This window comes from Pantoea sp. JZ2 (assembly GCF_035191405.1).
Classification (GTDB): domain Bacteria; phylum Pseudomonadota; class Gammaproteobacteria; order Enterobacterales; family Enterobacteriaceae; genus Pantoea; species Pantoea stewartii.
On sequence record NZ_CP045247.1, the window covers coordinates 3,993,298 to 4,013,886 of the forward strand.

16 protein-coding genes and 1 other annotated feature (1 of these 17 only partly in view) are annotated in these 20,589 nt (G+C 54.8%); of the genes, 2 read left to right on the plus strand and 14 right to left on the minus strand.

The annotated features are described in order from the left end of the window. Positions 1–150: 150 nt before the first annotated feature. The 5 genes from ispH to ribF are packed head-to-tail and all read right to left on the minus strand — an operon-like array spanning position 151 to position 5,834. The gene (gene ispH / locus GC087_RS19345; RefSeq protein WP_324029081.1) at positions 151–1,101 is read right to left on the minus strand and encodes a 4-hydroxy-3-methylbut-2-enyl diphosphate reductase; all 951 of its coding nucleotides are present in this window, start codon (positions 1,099–1,101) and stop codon (positions 151–153) included. Continuing rightward, complete coding sequence (gene fkpB / locus GC087_RS19350) at positions 1,082–1,552, minus strand: FKBP-type peptidyl-prolyl cis-trans isomerase (RefSeq protein WP_006117637.1); 471 nt, start codon at positions 1,550–1,552, stop codon at positions 1,082–1,084. The genes ispH and fkpB overlap by 20 nt, the downstream gene beginning before the upstream one ends. A gap of 3 nt (positions 1,553–1,555) precedes the next feature. Then, positions 1,556–2,059: a signal peptidase II gene (lspA, locus tag GC087_RS19355; RefSeq protein WP_006117636.1), complete on the minus strand. Its 504-nt coding sequence runs from the start codon at positions 2,057–2,059 to the stop codon at positions 1,556–1,558. Continuing rightward, positions 2,059–4,878, minus strand: coding sequence for an isoleucine--tRNA ligase (gene ileS / locus GC087_RS19360; protein ID WP_324029083.1), 2,820 nt, complete (start codon positions 4,876–4,878; stop codon positions 2,059–2,061). The genes lspA and ileS overlap by 1 nt, the downstream gene beginning before the upstream one ends. A 29-nt stretch (positions 4,879–4,907) precedes the next feature. Next, positions 4,908–5,834, minus strand: a complete 927-nt coding sequence (ribF, locus tag GC087_RS19365; RefSeq protein ID WP_006117634.1) for a bifunctional riboflavin kinase/FAD synthetase — start codon at positions 5,832–5,834, stop codon at positions 4,908–4,910. A 317-nt stretch (positions 5,835–6,151) separates the two neighbouring features. Between ribF and rpsT the strand changes: the two genes are divergently transcribed. Next, positions 6,152–6,415 (plus strand): 30S ribosomal protein S20, encoded by a 264-nt coding sequence (rpsT, locus tag GC087_RS19370; protein ID WP_006117633.1) that lies wholly within the window; start codon positions 6,152–6,154, stop codon positions 6,413–6,415. Between the two features lie 344 nt (positions 6,416–6,759). On the opposite strand, the gene nhaA is transcribed toward rpsT, so the two are convergent. The 6 genes from nhaA to tal all read right to left on the minus strand — a co-directional run bounded on the left by nhaA (position 6,760) and on the right by tal (position 14,807). Next, a complete protein-coding gene (gene nhaA / locus GC087_RS19375) occupies positions 6,760–7,938 on the minus strand; it encodes a Na+/H+ antiporter NhaA (RefSeq protein WP_058702079.1) in 1,179 nt (392 codons plus the stop codon). 236 nt (positions 7,939–8,174) lie between these two features. Beyond that, the gene (dnaJ, locus tag GC087_RS19380; RefSeq protein ID WP_006117631.1) at positions 8,175–9,317 is read right to left on the minus strand and encodes a molecular chaperone DnaJ; all 1,143 of its coding nucleotides are present in this window, start codon (positions 9,315–9,317) and stop codon (positions 8,175–8,177) included. A gap of 102 nt (positions 9,318–9,419) precedes the next feature. Further along, entirely contained in the window at positions 9,420–11,330 is a 1,911-nt protein-coding gene (gene dnaK / locus GC087_RS19385; protein ID WP_039338776.1) for a molecular chaperone DnaK, read from the minus strand. A 407-nt stretch (positions 11,331–11,737) separates the two neighbouring features. Then, positions 11,738–13,045, minus strand: a complete 1,308-nt coding sequence (locus tag GC087_RS19390; RefSeq protein WP_058702080.1) for an MFS transporter — start codon at positions 13,043–13,045, stop codon at positions 11,738–11,740. Between the two features lie 104 nt (positions 13,046–13,149). Next, the gene (gene mog, locus GC087_RS19395) at positions 13,150–13,737 is read right to left on the minus strand and encodes a molybdopterin adenylyltransferase (RefSeq protein WP_006117627.1); all 588 of its coding nucleotides are present in this window, start codon (positions 13,735–13,737) and stop codon (positions 13,150–13,152) included. Positions 13,738–13,853: 116 nt separating this feature from the next. Beyond that, positions 13,854–14,807: a transaldolase gene (gene tal, locus GC087_RS19400; protein ID WP_006117626.1), complete on the minus strand. Its 954-nt coding sequence runs from the start codon at positions 14,805–14,807 to the stop codon at positions 13,854–13,856. Between the two features lie 207 nt (positions 14,808–15,014). On the opposite strand from tal, the gene yaaA reads away from it, so the two are divergent. Further along, on the plus strand, positions 15,015–15,788 hold the full coding sequence (gene yaaA / locus GC087_RS19405; protein ID WP_054634518.1) for a peroxide stress protein YaaA: 774 nt from the start codon (positions 15,015–15,017) through the stop codon (positions 15,786–15,788). Between the two features lie 52 nt (positions 15,789–15,840). On the opposite strand, the gene thrC is transcribed toward yaaA, so the two are convergent. The 3 genes from thrC to thrA are packed head-to-tail and all read right to left on the minus strand — an operon-like array spanning position 15,841 to position 20,522. Further along, on the minus strand, positions 15,841–17,124 hold the full coding sequence (gene thrC, locus GC087_RS19410) for a threonine synthase (RefSeq protein WP_006117624.1): 1,284 nt from the start codon (positions 17,122–17,124) through the stop codon (positions 15,841–15,843). Between the two features lie 3 nt (positions 17,125–17,127). Continuing rightward, a complete protein-coding gene (gene thrB, locus GC087_RS19415; protein WP_006117623.1) occupies positions 17,128–18,057 on the minus strand; it encodes a homoserine kinase in 930 nt (309 codons plus the stop codon). Positions 18,058–18,059: 2 nt separating this feature from the next. Continuing rightward, positions 18,060–20,522 (minus strand): bifunctional aspartate kinase/homoserine dehydrogenase I, encoded by a 2,463-nt coding sequence (gene thrA / locus GC087_RS19420; RefSeq protein WP_033740220.1) that lies wholly within the window; start codon positions 20,520–20,522, stop codon positions 18,060–18,062. Between the two features lie 25 nt (positions 20,523–20,547). Continuing rightward, positions 20,548–20,589: a sequence feature (Thr leader region), on the minus strand (it continues 78 nt past the right edge of the window).

Below are 20,589 nucleotides of genomic sequence, written 5' to 3' on the forward strand. Positions count from 1 at the left end.
AACTGCGCCACTTTTTCTCGGGGATAATAAGAATTTTTATGCCAGGCGAAGGCGATTATCAGTAAAAGCAATTTCACCTCGTCGTTGGCCGGGCGGCGGATAGCAAAAAGGCCGAACAGAGTCGGCCTTTTTGCTACTACAGGTTTGTTGTCACTGCACGTTGCGGACATCAACCCGCAACTCTTTGGGGACTTCAAACACGATATTTTCTTCCCGCCCTTCCAGGACTCTGGCTTCGCCGCCACCTAACGCCTGCAGACGGCTGATGACATTCTGCACCAGAATATCCGGTGCCGATGCACCCGCGGTGACGCCAACACAGCGGGCCGTGGCGATCCATTCGGGCTGGATATCCTCTGCATCGTCGATCAGATAAGCCGCTTTACCCATGCGCTGCGCCAGTTCGGCCAGACGGTTAGAGTTTGACGAGTTTTTAGATCCGACTACCAGCACGACATCCGCCTCTTCAGCGAGTGCCCTTACCGCTTCCTGCCGGTTTGTCGTGGCATAGCAGATATCATCTTTACGTGGGCCGACAATTTTCGGGAAACGGGCACGCAACGCATCAATCACTTCAGAGGTATCATCGATCGACAGCGTGGTTTGCGTCATGAAAGACAGCCGGTCATCATCTTTAACGTCCAGTTTCCAGACGTCATCCGGGGACTCCACCAGATACATGCCGCCCTTGGGGTTATTGTACTGCCCCATGGTGCCTTCGACTTCCGGGTGCCCGGCGTGACCAATCAGCACCGACTCTTCGCCCCGGCGGCTGGCGCGCGCGACTTCCATGTGCACCTTGGTCACCAGGGGGCAGGTCGCATCAAAGACCGTGAGATCACGGCTTTTCGCTTCGTTACGTACCGCCTGAGAAACGCCATGGGCAGAGAAAATCAGGATAGCACCATCCGGCACTTCGCTGATTTGCTCAATAAAAATTGCGCCGCGCTGACGCAGGCTGTCCACCACGTAGCGGTTATGTACCACTTCATGACGCACATAGACCGGCGCACCAAACAGCGTCAGTGCGTTTTCAACAATGCTGATGGCGCGATCGACGCCAGCACAAAAACCACGTGGATTAGCCAGCAGAATTTGCATGGTTCGCCTCCAGTACCGGATCGATTTCCAGCACCTCAATGTCAAACTGAACGCGATGGCCTGCCAGCGGATGGTTAAAATCAACGGTGATCGAATCACCATTGATTTCGCGAATCACGCCCGGCATTTCACTGCCGCCCATGCCGGTAAACAGCATAATAGCCCCAATCTCAGGCTCGCCCGCTTCATTAAAGTCGCGACGCGAAAAGTACTGGATCAGATCAGGACTGACACCGCCAAACGCCTCTTCCGGTGCCAGTGAGAACTGATGTTTATCCCCGGCTTTTAAGCCCAGCAGTGCCTGTTCCAGCGCGCCGGACAGGCTACCGTCACCCAGACGAAACAGCGCAGGTTTACCGCTGGCGCGGGTGGATTCCGCCACTGAGCCATCTTCCAGCTTCAGAACGAAATGCAACAACACCGCGCTGTCGCGCTGTACAGACTCAGACATGGTTTACCCTTTTTTAACCTGCTTGCTGGACGGATTAAAAAACCCCTCCAGCACCACCAACGCCGCACCGATACAGATGCCGCAGTCAGCGATATTAAATGTAGCAAAGTGCCAGTTACCGATATAGAAATCGATAAAATCCACCACGAAGCCATGATACGCACGATCAAACAGATTACCGACAGCGCCGCCGATAATGAGCGCATAAGCACTGTTGGCGATCTTCTGTTGGGCGCTGTTGCGATACATCATCACCAGCAGCGACACCACAATCGCCAGCGCAATACCGGCGAAGAACCAGCGCTGCCAGCCGCCTTTATCCGCGAGGAAACTGAACGCCGCGCCGTAATTGTGCGCGTAAAACAGGTTAAGGAACGGCATCAGCGGCTGCGTTTCATGCAGCATCATGTTGTTCATTACCCACTGCTTGCTGACAAAATCAACAACGATAACAACCAGCACCAGCCACAGCCAGCGCAATCCGGTGGAGAAAACAGGTCTACTCATCAGGCAAACTTACGCTCTTCACCGTTTCCGGCTACGTTAGTGTAACAGCGACCGCACACCGCAGCGTGCTCAGGGTTCTGACCGACGTCAGTAGTGTAGTGCCAGCAGCGCGGACATTTCTCGCCTTCGGCTTTGTGCAGGCCGATTTTCAGACCTTTTACCAGTTCACTTTGCTGCGCATCAGCGTCAGCCTGAGCGTAGTCGGCAACCTCAGCACCGGAGGTCAGCAGCACAAAGCGCAGCTCATTACCCAGCGCCTTCAGCTTCGCCGCCAGCTCGGCATCAGCATACAGCGTGACAGAGGCTTCCAGCGCGCCACCAATGCGTTTATCGCTACGTGCCTGCTCAATCACCTTGTTCACTTCACCGCGCACTTTAAGCAGTTCAGCCCAGTACGCATCGTTCAGCGCTTCGTTTTCAGGCAGACCAAACAGGCCGGTGTACCACTCTTCAGTGAACACATACTTCGCGCGCTCGCCCGGCAAATAGCCCCAGATCTCATCAGCTGTGAAAGACATGATCGGCGCCATCCAGCGCACCAGCGCTTCCACAATGTGCCACAGCGCAGACTGACAGCTACGGCGCGCCAGGCTGTCACCTTTCGCGGTGTACTGACGGTCTTTGATGATATCCAGATAGAAGGAGCCCATCTCAATGGAGCAGAACTGCATCAGGCGCTGAATCACTTCGTGAAAATCGTAGTGCTCGTAGGAAGCCACGATATCCGCCTGCGCCGCCTGCGCACGTCCTACCGCCCAGCGATCGACCACCACCATCTCTTCCGGTTTAACCAGATCGGTGGCCGGATTAAAGCCGCTCAGGTTCGCTAACAGGAAACGCGCCGTGTTACGGATACGACGATAGGCATCGGCAGAGCGCTTCAGGATTTCGTCAGAAACGGCCATTTCGCCCGAGTAATCGGTCGAAGCAACCCACAGGCGCAGAATGTCTGCCCCGAGCTTATCCATCACATCCTGCGGCGCAACGGTATTACCAATGGATTTGGACATCTTGCGGCCCTGACCATCAACGGTAAAGCCATGCGTCAGCACCTGACGATAAGGCGCTTTGCCTTTCATCGCTGTCGAGATCATGAGCGAGGACATAAACCAGCCACGGTGCTGATCCGATCCTTCCAGATACATATCCGGCGTATTACCGCCAAATTCCGGGCGCGCATCCACGACGGAATAGCTGGTCGATCCTGAATCGAACCAGACGTCCAGCGTATCCGGCACCTTCACATAGTTGTCGGCATCATCGCCCATCAGATCGCGGGGATCGAGATCCCACCATGCCTGAATACCGTCCTGCTCAACGCGCTGCGCCACTTTTTCCATCAACGACAGGGTGTCCGGGTGCAGTTCTTCGGTCTCTTTATGGACGAAAAGCGCCATTGGGACGCCCCAGGTACGCTGACGGGAAATACACCAGTCAGGACGGTTGGCGACCATGGATTCAATACGCGCCTGACCCCAGTCCGGGATCCACTGAACGCCTTTAATCTCTTTCAGGGACTGCGCGCGCAGGCCTTTCTGATCCATGCTGATAAACCACTGCGGGGTAGCACGGAAGATGATCGGGGTTTTATGGCGCCAGCAGTGCGGGTAGCTGTGCAGCAGTTTTTCAACATGCAGCAACGCGCCCTTCTCTTTCAGCAGTTCAACGATCAACTCGTTAGCTTTAAAGACGTTAATGCCGTCAAGCCCGGGATAGGTACCGGGCAGGTAAGCGCCATCAGGCCCAACCGGATTCGCCGTTTCCAGACCGTATTTCTGACCGATCACATAGTCATCCGGACCGTGACCCGGTGCTGTGTGAACCGCACCGGTACCGGCATCCAGCGTCACGTGATCGCCCAGAACCACCTTCGACTGGATCTGCGCCAGGAAAGGGTGCTGGAACAGTTGAAGCTCCAGTGCTGCGCCCTGGCAGGTGCTCAGCACAGTCCAGTCGCTGACGCCCGCGCGTTTCATGACGCTCTCAACCAGATCCTTCGCCAGGATTAGGGTGCGGCCCTCAATCTGCAACAGCTGATAGTCAAATTCGGGGTGCAGAGAGATGCCGCGGTTAGCAGGCATGGTCCACGGCGTGGTTGTCCAGATGACCAGCGAAACGGGGCCTTCTGAGGCCGTTACCCCAAATGCCGCACGCACGGCATCCGCATCCACGGCATTAAACATGACATCGATGGAAGGCGACGTTTTGTCATAATACTCAACTTCCGCTTCCGCCAGCGCAGAGCGGCAATCCATGCACCAGTGCACCGGCTTGGCGCCTTTGTGCAGGTGGCTATTACCGATGATTTTGCCCAGCGCACGAATGATATTCGCTTCGGTCGTGAAATCCATCGTCAGGTAAGGACGATCCCAGTCGCCCAGCACGCCCAGACGAATGAAGTCGGCTTTCTGTCCTTCAACCTGTTCGGCCGCGTATTTACGGCAGGCTTCGCGGAATTCGGCGGCGGTGACTTTCTCGCCCGGCTTACCGATCATCTGCTCAACTTTGTGCTCGATAGGCAAACCGTGACAGTCCCAGCCCGGCACATACGGTGAATCGTAGCCCGCCATGCCTTTCGACTTGACGATAATGTCTTTCAGAATCTTGTTAACAGAGTGACCAATATGAATGCTGCCGTTCGCATAAGGAGGGCCATCATGCAGGATAAAGGTTTTTTTCCCTTTTTTGGCTTCGCGGATGATGCCGTAAAGATTGTCATCATACCAACGCTGCAGCATTCCCGGTTCGCGTTTGGCCAGATCGCCACGCATGGGGAACCCCGTTTCCGGCAAATTCAGGGTAGATTTATAGTCACTCATCAGATTCTCGATTCCGTTTTTTGCTCAGGTTACAGGCCAAAAAATTGTCGGGCCGTTACCGTGTCTTTCGCAATTTGCTCTTTCAACGCGTCCAGTGAAGCAAAGCGCTGCTCGTTTCGTATTTTCTGCTTCAATACCACATCAATGTGGCGACCATAGAGATCCATATTGATGTCCAACAGGTGAACTTCAAGCTGTTGGCGTAAACCTTTTACTGTCGGGCGCGTGCCAATGTTGGCGACGCCGGGCAGGGGTTTCGGCCCCAGGCCCTCGACTTCTACCGCATACACGCCTTTGACCGGCGAGACGCAGCGGCGTAAAGGGAGATTGGCAGTAGGGAATCCCAGCGTGCGTCCCAGTGCATCACCGTGCACCACGCGCCCTGAGATACTGAAAGGATGGCCCAACAGCGACTGCGCCAGCGCCAGATTGTCCTCAGCCAGCGCCTGACGCACCGCCGTGCTGCTGATGCGTTTACCGCCGTCGCAAAACGTTTCTGTGCTGACGACGTCGAAACCGTATTCTACTCCGGCTTTCTGTAATAGCAGGAAATCCCCCTGCCGACCAGCGCCAAAGCGGAAATCATCCCCAACGGCCAGGTAGTTCACGCCCAGTTTGCTCACCAGCAATTCGCTGATAAAACTTTGCGCCGAGAGTGCGGCGAAGCGATGATCGAACCGCACGCACAGCACATAATCCACGCCGATTTCTGCCAGGTACCTGAGTTTTTCGCGCAGGCGGGTCAGTCTGGCAGGGGCATTGCCACCGGCAAACAGTTCCAGCGGCTGAGGTTCAAATACCATCACCATGACCGGCAATTGACGCTTCCGGCCTTCTTCCATCAACCGCCCCATCAGCGCCTGATGGCCGCGGTGCACACCATCGAAATTACCAATGGTCAGAACGCAGCCGTGATGCTGCGCATTAAGATTATGAATACCGCGGATAAACTTCATGGCTGACTCAAACCGGTGGAAATCGGCGGATTATACCCTCGAAAGCCGCCGAGGTTAACCCGTGAACACGCCTTTCATGCGTAACAGGCCGTATTTACCGGCACGCAGAGCCACAAAGAGAATTTTGTTGCGAAATACTGTATTCAGGACACAGAAGCTGGTAGAATCTTGCGCCATCAAATACGTAACCGAGTGTCGTGCAGGTTATCACTTGTGAACGACGCTTATTTGCACAAATCCATTGACAACAGAAGGTCCAAAAGGCATAGTCCTCGGCCTTTGATTTGTCTCTATCGAACATATTTGGGAGTTGGACCTTGGCTAATATCAAATCAGCTAAGAAACGTGCCGTAACATCTGAGAAACGTCGCAAGCATAACGCAAGCCGTCGCTCTATGATGCGTACCTTCGTTAAGAAAGTATACGCGGCGATCGCTTCAGGCGACAAAGCTGCTGCGCAGAATGCATTTAATGAAATGCAACCAATCGTGGACCGTCAGGCTGCTAAAGGTCTGATCCACAAAAACAAAGCTGCACGTTATAAAGCAAACCTGACTGCACAGATCAACAAACTGGCTTAATCGCCTTTTGTTTATCGCTTTGTTGAAAGAACCGGCTCTGAGCCGGTTTTTTTATGTCTGCGATTCACTGCCGACCTTCCTCTTTCCCGCTTCCTTGCCAGACAGCCCGCGCAGATGGCGAACCGCTTCAAAGCTCGCCTTTCTGTGACAACGGATAGCCCACGGACGACGGGAAAACGCTATCAGGCATAAGCGGTAGGTGCCCATGATTCAGCCTGTGCCGCCCCGATCCGATATCTGCCCTTTTCGCGTTATCCCCGTACGCAAAAACGTAATCTGTTATGTTCGCCCTGGCTGCATAACCGCGTCGGGGAAGGCAAAAGGAGGCGTGCGCCTCCTTTCGTTTACCGCAGTTTATATCGCAATAACGTGTAACCCAGCACAGCCGAGAGCAGTGAACCGCTCAGAATCCCCAGCTTCGAGAATGTCACCAGCTGTTCATGAGCCGCATCAAAAGCCAGCGAGCTGATAAAGATCGACATCGTAAAACCAATGCCGCACAGTACGCCAATCGCCATGATATCGCGCAGCGTCGTGCCATTGGGCAGCACCGCCAGCCTCAGCGTCACCGCCAGCCAACAGAACAGGGTAATCCCTAATGGCTTACCGATCAGCAGGCCAAGGATGATGCCCAGCGGCTCGGGTGACAGCACATCGCCAAAGGTAATCCCTGTCAGGGAAATCCCGGCGTTGGCGAAGGCAAACAGCGGCAGAATCAGCCAGTTCACCCAGGGCATCAAGCCATGCGCCAGATGTTCAGCCGGCGAGTGACCGTCTTTCTCTTCCAGCGGGACAAAGAAGCCGACGACGACGCCCGCAAGCGTTGCATGGACGCCGGACTTCAGTACCGCAGTCCACAGCACCAGCCCGACCAGCACATAAACGGCGATATTACGCACATTACACCGGTTCAGGATGGCCAGCACGACAATGGCTCCTACCGCCACGCTGAGGGACGTGACTGAGAGATCGCTGGTATAGAACAGCGCGATAATGATAATCGCCCCCAGGTCATCGATAATTGCCAGCGCCATCAAAAAAACTTTCAGGGCCGTCGGGACACGGCTGCCCAGCAGGGCCAGCACGCCCAGCGCAAAAGCGATATCCGTCGCGGTGGGAATGGCCCAGCCATTGCGGGCGATCTCATCACCGTGATTAAACAGTAAAAACAGGATGGCAGGTGCCGCCATTCCCCCTAAGGCGGCAATAACCGGGAAGACGGCCCGATCGCGGCTGGCCAGTTCACCCGAGATGAGTTCACGCTTCACCTCCAGACCAATCAGCAGGAAGAACAGCGCCATCAGGGCGTCATTGATCCATAACAACAGATTTTTGCTGATATCCAGCTCACCGAAGCGAATCTGCACCGGTGTCTCCAGTAGCGCCTGGTAGCCCTGAGCGGTTGACGCACTGTTCGCGAGAACCATCGCCACCACGGCAGCCAGAATTAACACCATACCGTTGCTGGCATCACTCTCAATAAAACTTTTAATTAAATGCCTGATACGACGAGGTTTTGACAAAATGCACTCCTCCTGAGCGGAAAACACAATGCTGAGCAGTGTAACGATTCACTGAACCTGATAAAAAGCTAATTTATCCGCTTTTACGTAATGTCGACATTTTGGCGACAGCAAAGAGAAGAAGGAAAACAGGCAAGATAAGACAGGGCCCTAAGTAACGGCGTACCTCCGCCCTGATGCTGGCATAAAAAAAGCGGAGAATGTTCTCTCCGCTTTAGTGACATACGTCCGTGCGATTAGCGGGTTAAATCGTCAAAAAACTTTTTCACGCCGTCAAAGAAGCTTTTGGAACGCGGGCTGTTGTGCTCGCCGCTGGGTCCACCAAAGCTCTCTTCCAGCTCACGCAGCAGCGCTTTTTGCTTGTCATTCAGGCTGACTGGGGTTTCCACCACAACACGGCACAGCAGGTCACCTACCGCACCACCGCGCACCGATTTCACACCGCGACCGCGCATACGGAACAGCTTACCGGTCTGGGTTTCTGCCGGTACCTTCAGCTTCACGCGTCCGTCCAGGGTAGGCACTTCAATCTCACCGCCCAGCGCCGCCATGGCAAAGTTGATCGGCACTTCGCAGTAGAGGTTGTTCTCTTCACGTTCAAAGATTGGGTGTTTTTTCACCGTCACCTGAACGTACAGATCGCCCGCGGGTGCGCCCTGCTCACCGGCTTCACCTTCACCGCTCAACCGAATACGGTCACCCGTGTCGACGCCCGCCGGAATTTTCACCGACAGCGTTTTGGATTTCTCGACGCGGCCATGACCATGACAGGCGTTGCACGGATCTTTGATCACCGACCCCCGGCCATGACAGGTTGGACAGGCCTGCTGCACGGTGAAGAAGCCCTGACGCATTTGCACCTGGCCTGCACCATGACAGGTCGAACAGGTTTGCGGTTTGGTCCCCGCTTTGGCACCGCTGCCGTGGCAGACATCGCACTCTTCTAACGTCGGAATACGGATCTCTTTGGTCACGCCGCGAACCGCTTCTTCCAGCGTCAGCTCCATGTTGTAGCGCAAATCTGAACCACGGGCTGCGCGCTGACGGCGGCCACCACCAAAGATGTCACCGAAAACGTCGCCAAAGATATCGCTGAAATCTGCACCGCCGCCGCCAAAGCCGCCGCCGAATCCCCCTCCGCCCATACCGCCTTGTTCAAAGGCGGCATGACCGTACTGATCGTAGGCCGCGCGCTTCTGGGCGTCCGTTAAGATTTCGTAGGCTTCTTTTGCTTCTTTAAACTTGGTTTCGGCGTCTTTATCGCCTGGATTACGGTCCGGGTGATATTTCATCGCCAGGCGTTTGTACGCCTTTTTGATTTCACGCTCGTCTGCAGATTTGGCGACGCCTAAAATCTCGTAGTAATCACTCTTCGCCATTTATTTAGCCCTTAACATGATCGCACGGGCGTGGAGAAAACTCCTACGCCCGTGCTGGTTTCAACGGCTGTCAGGGCAACCGTCGCGCCCGGTCAGGGGCAATTATTTCTTATTGTCTTTTACTTCTTCGAATTCAGCATCGACCACATCGTCATCTTTCTTCGCTGACGCATCGTGGGCATCCGCTGCACCCGCCTGAGACTGCTGTGCGGCTTCCATCAGTTTGCTGGAAACTTCCATCAGCGCCTGCATTTTGGCATCGATCTCTGCTTTATCTTCGCCTTTCAGCGCCGTTTCCAGCGCGCTCAGCGCCGCTTCGATTGGGGCTTTGTCATCCGCTGACAGTTTGTCGCCCGCTTCATCCAGCTGCTTACGTGTGCTGTGAGCGATCTGGTCACCCTGGTTGCGGGTCTGCACCAGCTCTTCGAACTTACGGTCAGATTCCGCGTTCGCTTCAGCATCACGCACCATTTTCGCAATCTCGTCCTCGTTCAGGCCGGAAGACGCTTTAATGGTGATCTTCTGCTCTTTACCGCTGTTTTTGTCCTTCGCTGATACGTGCAGGATACCATCCGCATCGATGTCGAAGGTCACTTCGATCTGCGGCATACCGCGTGGCGCAGGCTGAATGCCGTCCAGGTTAAACTGGCCCAGTGACTTGTTGTCGCTGGCACGCTTACGCTCACCCTGCAGCACGTGAATCGTTACCGCAGACTGGTTGTCTTCTGCCGTCGAGAACACCTGGCTGTGCTTGGTTGGGATGGTGGTGTTCTTGCTGATCAGCGAAGTCATCACGCCGCCCATGGTTTCGATACCCAGTGACAGCGGAGTTACGTCCAGCAGCAGAACGTCTTTCACGTCGCCACCTAACACACCGCCCTGTACCGCAGCACCGACCGCAACCGCTTCATCCGGGTTCACGTCTTTACGTGGCTCTTTGCCAAAGAACTCAGTCACTTTAGCCTGAACCAGTGGCATACGTGTCTGACCACCCACCAGGATAACGTCGTTGATGTCCGAAACGGACAGGCCCGCATCCTGCAGTGCGACTTTCAGCGGCTCGATAGAGCGCGCAACCAGATCTTCAACCAGCGACTCCAGTTTAGAACGGGTCACTTTGATGTTCAGGTGCTTAGGACCGGTAGCATCCGCCGTAATGTACGGCAGGTTAACATCGGTCTGCTGCGCAGAAGACAGCTCGATCTTGGCTTTCTCGGCCGCTTCTTTCAGGCGCTGCATCGCCAGTGGATCGTTGTGCAGATCGATGCCCTGGTCTTTCTTAAATTCTGCCACCAGATAGTTGATCAGGCGGCTGTCGAAGTCTTCACCACCCAGGTGCGTATCACCGTTGGTTGCCAGAACTTCAAAGGTCTTTTCGCCATCAACGTCGTCGATTTCGATGATAGAGATATCGAAGGTACCGCCACCCAGGTCATAAACTGCGATGGTGCGGTTGCCCTGGCCTTTATCCAGGCCGTACGCCAGCGCTGCTGCCGTCGGTTCGTTGATGATACGTTTGACTTCCAGACCTGCGATACGGCCAGCATCTTTGGTTGCCTGACGCTGAGCATCGTTGAAGTAAGCCGGAACGGTGATAACCGCTTCAGTTACGGGCTCACCCAGGAAATCTTCAGCCGTTTTCTTCATTTTTTTCAGCACTTCCGCAGAAATCTGCGGCGGTGCCATTTTCTGGCCTTTCACTTCCAGCCATGCGTCGCCGTTATCAGCACCCACAATTTTGTAAGGCATGATTTTGATATCACGCTGTACTTCTTCGTCCTGGAAGCGACGGCCAATCAGACGCTTGATCGCAAACAGGGTATTCTGCGGGTTGGTCACAGCCTGACGTTTAGCCGGTTGTCCGACCAGAGTTTCACCATCCTGTGTATAAGCGATGATCGAAGGCGTGGTGCGATCGCCTTCGGCGTTCTCAAGCACACGCGCTTTGGTGCCGTCCATGACCGCAACACAAGAGTTGGTTGTACCCAGGTCAATACCAATAATCTTACCCATCTAAACATCTCCCACTTAAATTCGTTGCCAGTTTGGGTTGTGAACCTTTTATGTGGGCAGGTTGATGACATTCAACCCGACCTCACATGCTTTTTTTCCAACGTCCACAACGCTCGATGACAAATAAATGGGGTCGCTTAGAAGCGCATCAAGGGTTAAATGAAAAAAAATTTTCAACGGCCGCTCAGGCTACCTTAACCAAGATAATAAACTGACGCGCTCCCTGACGAGAGTGCGGCAAAATGCCGCCTCGAAACAGTCCACGTTTCGGTTCTGTTCATCCATACAATGGGCAGTCCGGGTACGGTACGCTTTTATCTGGCGCAGGGCGCGGCGGCGAGCATCAGACTGCACGCCGCGGCTGGCAGAGAAAAAGAAAGCGCGGAGCCGGGCTCCGCGTACAGGGTTCAGGCCTGATTGATGCCTTCACTCAGGCAAGGCTCGTGGCTGATATCCTGTCTCAGCCAGACGCTGACGATCAGTCCCACCAGCGCCAGCGCCATGACATACCAGCCAGGCGCCAGGGGAGACACATTCATTAGCAATGTTACGCAAATCGGCGTCAGCCCGCCAAACACCGCATAGGAAAGGTTGTAGGAAAAAGACAGGCCGGTGAAGCGAACCTCGGCGGGGAACGCGCGCACCATGACAAAGGGCACAATCCCGACAACACCCACGCTAAGACCTGCCAGCCCGTAAAGCAAAAACAGGTAATCGGGATGCTGCGGTGCCAGCGAATAGAACAGCCCGCTGCACAGTGCGAGCAATACGCTTCCTGTGCTTAATGTCCGGCTGGTACCGAAGCGGTCCACCAGCAGTCCGGATAAGATACAGCCCACACACAGCATAATAATCGCAATGCTGTTGGCTTTTAAGGTCAGCGCCGGCACCATTCCATGCTGTTTCTGCAACCAGACCGGTGCCATCAAAATCACCACAACGATACAGGCCGACAGCATCCAGGTCAGCAGAATTGAAATCGCTACCGATTTTCGATGTTTCATGACCACGGTTTTCAGCGGCAGTTCCTGCGCCAGCGTTTTGCGCTGCTGCATCTCCACGAAAACCGGCGTTTCATGCAGCCAGCGGCGTAAATACATGGCGCCTAAGCCAAACGCCCCGCCCAGAAAGAAAGGAATGCGCCAGCCACCATCGTGAATCGCCTGCTGCGTCAGCGTTGTATTAATTAAGGTTGCCACCACCGATCCCAACAGGATGCCAATCGTCAGGCCGGCGGTCAGCGTGCCGCAGGCAATACCAATGCGTTTGTAAGGTACATGCTCCGCCACAAACACCCATGCACCAGGCACTTCACCACCGATAGCCGCCCCCTGCAGCATGCGCAGAAGCAGCATCAACAGCGGCGCGGCAAGACCAATCGACGACCAGGTGGGCAACGCGCCCATTGCCAGGGTGGGTAAGGCCATCAGCAATATGCTCAGGCTGAACATTTTTTTACGGCCCACTTTGTCGCCAAAGTGCGCCATGATGATGCCACCAAGCGGACGCGCCAGATAACCCGCGGCAAAAATGGCGAACGTCTGTAACTGGCGAAGCCAGTCGGGGATATCGGCGGGAAAGAAGAGTTCACCGATAACGGCGGCGAAAAAAACGAAGATGATAAAGTCGTAAAATTCCAGCGCGCCACCCAGCGCAGCCAGTGCCAGCGTTTTATAGTCCTGAGGTTTCAGGCGCGGCGTCTCAAGTGTGGTCATAGGCGTCCAGAGATAAAGAGAACGGTTGTAAAGCTGTGCTTACTATACCGTCAATTTATCACCACACCAGCCAGGCTGTAGCTTATTCCTGAAAAGCAGAATATTTAGTTATTTATCTCACGTATGGCGCTTTTTGGGCGAAAAGCTGCTACGCATTCCGCGTGGGTTTCGACATAAGGTCCGTCGAGCAACTGTAAACAATAAGGTACAGCTGCAAAAATTCCTGGGACCAGGACGTTGCCCTGCGCGTCTTTCAGCCCCTCCAGCGTTTCTTTAATGGATTTCGGCTGACCGGGCAGGTTAAGGATCAGGGATTGTTTACGAATCACGCCCACCTGGCGCGATAAAATCGCGGTCGGCACAAACTTCAGGCTGATTTGCCGCATCTGCTCGCCAAATCCTGGCATCTCGCGATCGGCCACCGCTAACGTCGCATCCGGCGTCACATCACGACGGGCCGGGCCGGTTCCACCGGTGGTCAGCACCAGATGACAGAAGCGTTCGTCCACCAGCTCGCAAATGGCCTGCTCAATCATGGGCTGCTCATCCGGGACCAGTCGCGTTTCCAGTTCAAAAGGCGTGCTGATCGCACCGCTCAGCCAGGCTTCCAGAGCCGGAATGCCCTGATCCTGATAAATGCCGTTCGCTGCGCGATCGGAAACCGAGATCAATCCGATACGTAATGTGTTCATGATGTTGTTCGCTGTGGTTTACCGCAGTGCGGTGATAAGGAAAGGACGTAGTGAAAAGAATAACAAACCGTGACGGAAAGGGAAAACCGTGGCGACGGTGCCGCCACGGTGAACGATTACAGCATTTCTGCCAGCATCTTCTCAAGTTTGCCCTGGTCGATGGCAAAGTTGCGGATACCTTCCGCCAGCTTGGTCACCGCCATCGGATCCTGGTTGTGCTGCCACAGGAACTCTGACTCGGTCATTTTCTCCGGACGCGCTTTCACTTCACCGCTGTAGCTCAGCTTACGCTCCAGCGAGCCCTCGCTTTCAGCCAGCTCCTTCAGCAGCGCAGGTGAAATGGTCAGACGGTCACAGCCAGCCAGCTCAATGATTTCACCGACGTTACGGAAGCTTGCCCCCATAACCACCGTTTCATAACCGTGTTGCTTGTAGTAGTTATAGATTTCAGAGACGGATACCACGCCTGGATCTTCGTGTGGCGCGTACTCTTTTTTATCGGTGTTCGCTTTGTACCAGTCGAGGATACGGCCTACAAAAGGCGAAATCAGATACACGCCCGCTTCCGCACAGGCACGCGCCTGGGCGAAGGAGAACAGCAGCGTCAGGTTACAGTTGATGCCTTCTTTTTCCAGCTGTTCTGCTGCACGAATACCCTGCCAGGTTGACGCCAGTTTGATCAGGATACGATCGTTGCTGATACCGGCATCGTTATAGAGTTTGATCAGGCTGCGTGCCTTGGCAATGCTGGCTTCTGTGTCGTAAGAAAGACGCGCATCCACTTCGGTCGAAATGCGGCCCGGGACCAGTTTAAGGATTTCCAGACCAATGTTTACGGCCAGTTTGTCAGAGACCAGTTGCAGTTGTTGCTCTTTATCGTTGCTCTGCTGACGTGCCCACGCGATCGCTTCATCAATCAGTTTACGGTATTCAGGGATTTGAGCAGCGTTAAGAATCAGAGAAGGGTTGGTGGTGGCATCCTGGGGTTGATACAGCTTCATCGCTGCGATATCACCGGTGTCGGCCACTACGGTGGTCAGTTGACGCAGGGAGGTCAGTTTGTCCGTCATGTTCTTTTCTCTTAGTTAACTGTCAGGGTGATAAAAGGCTGTTGGGATAATATCACGCGGCAACGGCGGTGCAAGGTCGGGGAATGCCGTTTACGATAGCGCGAACGAATGGGAGTGATTTGCCGATCCTTGCGGCTTTTTTGCTACACTCGCAGCAACAATGACTGGCTCTCCCCTTTCTGAAAGGGACTTACTGAGGACGCGACGATGTTGATGGTGATCTCGCCCGCCAAAACGCTGGATTATGAAAGCCCCCTGGCCACGCAGCACTTTACCCAACCTGCCCTGTTAGAAAAGTCACAACAGTTGATTCAGATTGCGCGTACGCTGTCGCCTGCGCAGATCGCGTCATTAATGAGTATCAGCGATAAACTGGCCCATCTGAACGCCGAACGTTTCAATAGCTGGCATCCCGATTTCAGCCTGGACAATGCCCGTCAGGCTATTCTGGCGTTCAAAGGCGATGTCTACACCGGTTTGCAGGCTGAAACCTTTAGCGAACACGATTTCGACTTTGCGCAGCAACATCTGCGGATGCTGTCGGGCTTATACGGTTTACTGCGTCCGCTGGATCTGATGCAGCCGTATCGCCTGGAGATGGGCATCAAGCTGGCGAATCCGGCAGGCCAGGATCTTTACAGCTTCTGGGGCGACCTGCTCACTGAAAAACTGAATGAAGCCCTTGCCCGCCAGGGCGATGACGTATTGATTAATCTGGCGTCAGACGAATACTTCAAAGCGATCAAACCGAAAAAGCTGCAGGCGCGCCTGATCAAGCCGGTGTTTCTGGATGAGAAAAACGGCAAATATAAAGTCATCAGTTTCTATGCGAAGAAGGCCCGGGGATTGATGAGCCGCTTTATTATTCAGCAGCGCCTGACCCAACCTGAGCAGTTAACCCGGTTTGACCTTGAGGGTTATCGGTTTGCAGCAGAGGAAAGCAGAGACAACGAACTGGTGTTTAAACGCGCCGAACAGTAAACCTGCCCGACGCGCGACGGAATGCAGGAAGGTGGCACGAGCCACCTTTCTTTTATTTCAGCAAAAAGGCACGCAGTGAGGCAAAATCTGCCTTCATGGTATGCGACAGCAACGGCAGATCGGCACGCTCTGCCAGTTCAGTCGGCAGCGCCAGCTTCTGCTCCAGAATACTTTCCACGCTCTCCAGGAACTTCGCCGGGTGCGCCGTGCCAAGGAATAAGCCGTACTCGCCGTCCTGTAACTGGTCACGCAGCAAGCGCCAGGCAATCGCCGCGTGCGGCTCTGATACGTAACCCAGTTTCGCCAGATCACGCATCGCTTCGCGCGTCACCGCGTCGGATACCGCGCCGTAGGCTAAATCACTCAGGCGCCAGGTTTTGCGACGGAACAGCTCCTCAACGCGCGGCCAGTTATTCGGCTGGCTCACATCCATGGCGTTCGACAATGTCGCGACGGTCGCGTTAGGCTGCCATTCGCCGTTGCCAAGAAAGCGCGGCACCGTGTCATTGGCATTCGTTGCCGCAATAAACCGCTTGATCGGCAGCCCAAGTGACTTCGCCAGCAGACCTGCCGTCAAATCACCAAAGTTGCCACTTGGTACAGAGACGACCAGTTGATTACGTTTTTCCTGCGGCAGCTGCGCGACGGCTTCAAAGTAATAACAAATCTGCGCCAGCAGACGGCTGATGTTGATGGAGTTGGCTGAGTTCAGGCCGATAGCTTTCTTCAGTTCCTGATCATCAAAGGCCTGTTTGACCAATGCCTGGCAGGCATCAAAATCGCCGTCAATCGCAATGGTTTCGATGTTGCCGCCCAGCGTACAGAACAATTTCTCCTGCAACGGGCTGATTTTGCCCTGCGGATACAGGATCACGACGCGCACATTTTCCATGCCGTAAAACGCATGGGCGACGGCGGCACCGGTATCGCCAGAGGTTGCCGTCAGAATCGTGATCTGCTCATCTGAACCACTTACATAGGACAGCATCTGCGCCATAAAACGGCCGCCAAAGTCTTTGAACGCCAGGGTTGGGCCGTGGAACAGTTCAAGACAGGCGACATCATCGGTCACCGCTTTGATCGGTGCCGGAAAGGTAAAGGCCGTTTTCAGGCGTTCGGTCAGGTGCGCCGCCGGCACTTCGTCGCCAATATAGGCAGAGAGGATTTTGCTGCTGCGTGTAACAAAATCCATCTCCAGCATGGCATCGATGTCGGTCAGTTCAAATTCAGGCAGCTCAAGCGGGAAAAACAGCCCTTGCTGTGAACCCAGACCTTGTTTCACCGCCTGGGCGAAGCTGACCTGCTCGTTATGATCCTTAAGATTGTAGAGTTTCATGCGTTATCCCAGTTTACGTGCGCCAGCCGTATCAAGACGGCAGATATGGACGAAGCCTTCATCGTTCTGCAGATAGTGCTGGCTCAGCCAGTCGGCCATCTGCTGTGCCGTTTCCATCTGGTTGCAAATGGCAAAGAGCGTGGGGCCAGAGCCCGAAATACCGCAGGCCAGCGCCCCGATATCCTGAGCAGCCTGACGTGCCTGGGCAAAGCCCGGTAACAGCTGAGTCCGGTACGGCTCAGCAATCACATCCTGCATCAGTTTAGCCGCCAGCGCGGGTTGGCGCGTATGGCAGGCATGAATGAATCCGGCCAGCAGTCGGCCGTGCTTGATGCAGTCCTGCTTCGCGTACTGCGCCGGTAAAATCGCCCGCGCCTCCGCTGTTGACACTTTGATGCCCGGATAGGCCATCACCCACAGCCAGTCGTCAAAGCCTGGCACCGCCTGGGTAATGATCCCATTTTCCTCGATCATCAGTTGAATACCGCCAAGGAAGCACGGCGCGACATTATCGTAATGTACGCTACCGGAAATGCGCCCTTCCAGCTCCCCCATTAACGTCAGGAGCTGGTTGTCATCCAGCGGTTTGCCACAAAATTCGTTCATGGCCATCAGACCCGCAACCACGGAACAGGCGCTGGAGCCCAGCCCCGAGCCTATAGGCATGTTTTTTTCCAGCGTGATCGCCACCGGCACGCTTTTGCCAATGGCTTCGCAGAACCGCTCCCAGCACTGATAAACGATATTCTCTTTAGGATCGCTGGGCAGTTTACTGACAAAGCGGCCAGTATTGCTCAGGCTAAAGCTGTCGGCCGCCTCGACCGAGACGCAATCTCCCAGCAATGAACCATCCACTGGCGAGACCGCCGCGCCCAGCACATCAAAGCCCACGCTGACATTGCCTATTGAGGCCGGCGCATGAATTTTTACCATCATTACACTCCCAACTTCCACGACAGTGTGCGCAGCAGATCGGCGAACACGCCCGCTGCTGTCACGTCATTTCCTGCACCGTATCCGCGCAACACCAACGGAATGGGCTGATAATAGCGGCTGTAGAAAGCCAGTGCATTCTCACCGTTTTTCACTTTAAAAAGCGGATCGTTACTGTCTACTGCCTCGATCTTGACTTTGCACGCCCCGCCTTCTTCGATCACGCCGACCAGACGCAACACTTTGCCCGCCTCACGCGCCTGCGCCACTCGGGCGGCAATCGCCGCATCGACGTCGGGCAGTTGCTGCATAAACTGCTCGACATCGGCGATAGCGGTCAGGTGCGCTGGCAGCAACGGCTCAATCTCAATGTCGTGCATTTCGTGTTGATAGCCGGCTTCGCGGGCCAGAATGAGCAGCTTACGCGCGACATCCGTGCCGGATAAATCGTCACGCGGATCCGGCTCAGTGAATCCCATTTCGCGCGCCATGCGCGTGGCCTCCGACAGCGAGACACCTTCATCCAGTTTGCCAAAAATATACGACAGCGATCCCGACAGAATACCGGAGAAGCGGATCAATTCATCGCCTGCATTCAGCAAATTTTGCAAATTTTCAATAACGGGCAAACCGGCGCCCACGTTAGTGTCGTACAGGAACTTACGGCGCGATCCGGCAGCGGCGGCGCGCATCTTTTGGTAATATTCCCATGACGCGGTATTCGCCTTTTTATTCGGCGTCACTACGTGGAAGCCCTCAGCCAGGAAATCCGCGTACTGGTCGGCAACCGCCTGACTTGATGTGCAGTCCACAATGACCGGATTGAGCAAATGATACTCTTTTACCAGACGAATTAAGCGTCCCAGATTGAACGGCTCTTTGGCCTGCTCCATCTCGCCTTTCCAGTTACTGAGATCAATACCGTGTACATTGGTTAACAGCGCACGGGAATTGGCGATACCGCATACGCGCAAGTCGATATGCTTCTGTTTGAGCCAGGCCTGCTGGCGATGCAACTGATCCAGCAGCGCGCCGCCCACACCGCCAACGCCCACCACGAAGACTTCAATCACCTGATCGGTGGCAAACAGCATCTGGTGCACCACGCGAACACCGGTGGTGGCGTCGTCATTGTTTACCACGACGGAAATTGATCGTTCAGACGAGCCCTGAGCAATCGCAATGATATTGATATTGGCCCGCGCCAGCGCAGAGAAGAACTTGGCTGAAATCCCGCGCAGGGTACGCATTCCGTCACCCACGACCGAGATCACCGCCAGATTTTCGATAACGTCCAGCGCATCCAGCAGACCATCTTTCAGTTCAAGATAGAATTCGTCCTCCAGCACGCGACGGGCGCGGGCCTGCTCGCTCTGAGGAACGCAGAAGCTGATGCTGTATTCAGACGAAGACTGGGTAATGAGCACCACAGAAATGCCGGTGCGCGACATGGTGGCAAAGACGCGGGCCGCCATGCCCACCATCCCTTTCATGCCCGGGCCGGAGACGTTAAACATCGCCATATTGTTCAGGTTGGTGATGCCTTTGACCGGATACTCATCCTGCTCGCCGTTGCCGCTAATCAGCGTACCTGGCGCCTGGGGATTGGCCGTGTTTTTGATCAGGCAAGGGATTTGAAACTGCGCGATAGGTGCGATAGTGCGAGGATGCAGAACTTTGGCCCCGAAATAGGACAGCTCCATTGCTTCCTGGTAAGACATGGATTTGAGCAGGCGCGCGTCCGGAACCTGGCGCGGATCGCAGGTATAAACCCCGTCCACATCGGTCCAGATCTCACAGCAATCGGCCCGCAGGCAGGCCGCCAGCACCGCCGCTGAATAGTCAGAACCGTTGCGGCCCAGCACCACCAGTTCACCCCGTTCGTTACCGGCGGTGAAACCAGCCATCAGGATCATGTTTTCTGTTGGGATCTGACTGGCTTCAATGCGGCGGGTTGACTCGGCGATATCCACGGTTGATTCCAGATAATGACCGATGGCCAGCAGTTTTTCGACCGGGTCGATCACGCTGACGCCATAGCCACGGGCTTCTAACAGCTTTTCCATAATGGCAATGGAGAGCTTCTCGCCCCGACAGATAATGGCCGCATTGACGCTGTCAGGGCACTGTCCTAACAGGCTGATGCCGTGCAGAACCTGTTTAAGTTGCGCAAATTCGCTGTCAACACGGCTTTTCAGCCCCTCATAGTCGAAACCGGGTTGTGCCTCGGCCAGCCCCTGCAGCAGTTCTGCGAAGATGCGCGTCGCATCACTCAAATTGGGCAACGCATCTTGACCGCTGATGGTTTTTTCAATCATCGCAACCAGGTGGTTGGTAATCTTTGCAGGTGCAGAAAGCACGGTAGCAACCTGTCCCTGTTGCGCATTACTTTCCAGAATATCGGCGACGCGCAGAAAACGCTCTGCATTGGCCACCGAGGTCCCACCGAATTTCAGCACTCGCATGATGTCAACTCTCCTGATTTTGAGTCAAAAAAAAACCCGCACTCGTGAGGTGCGGGCTTCTTTTTTT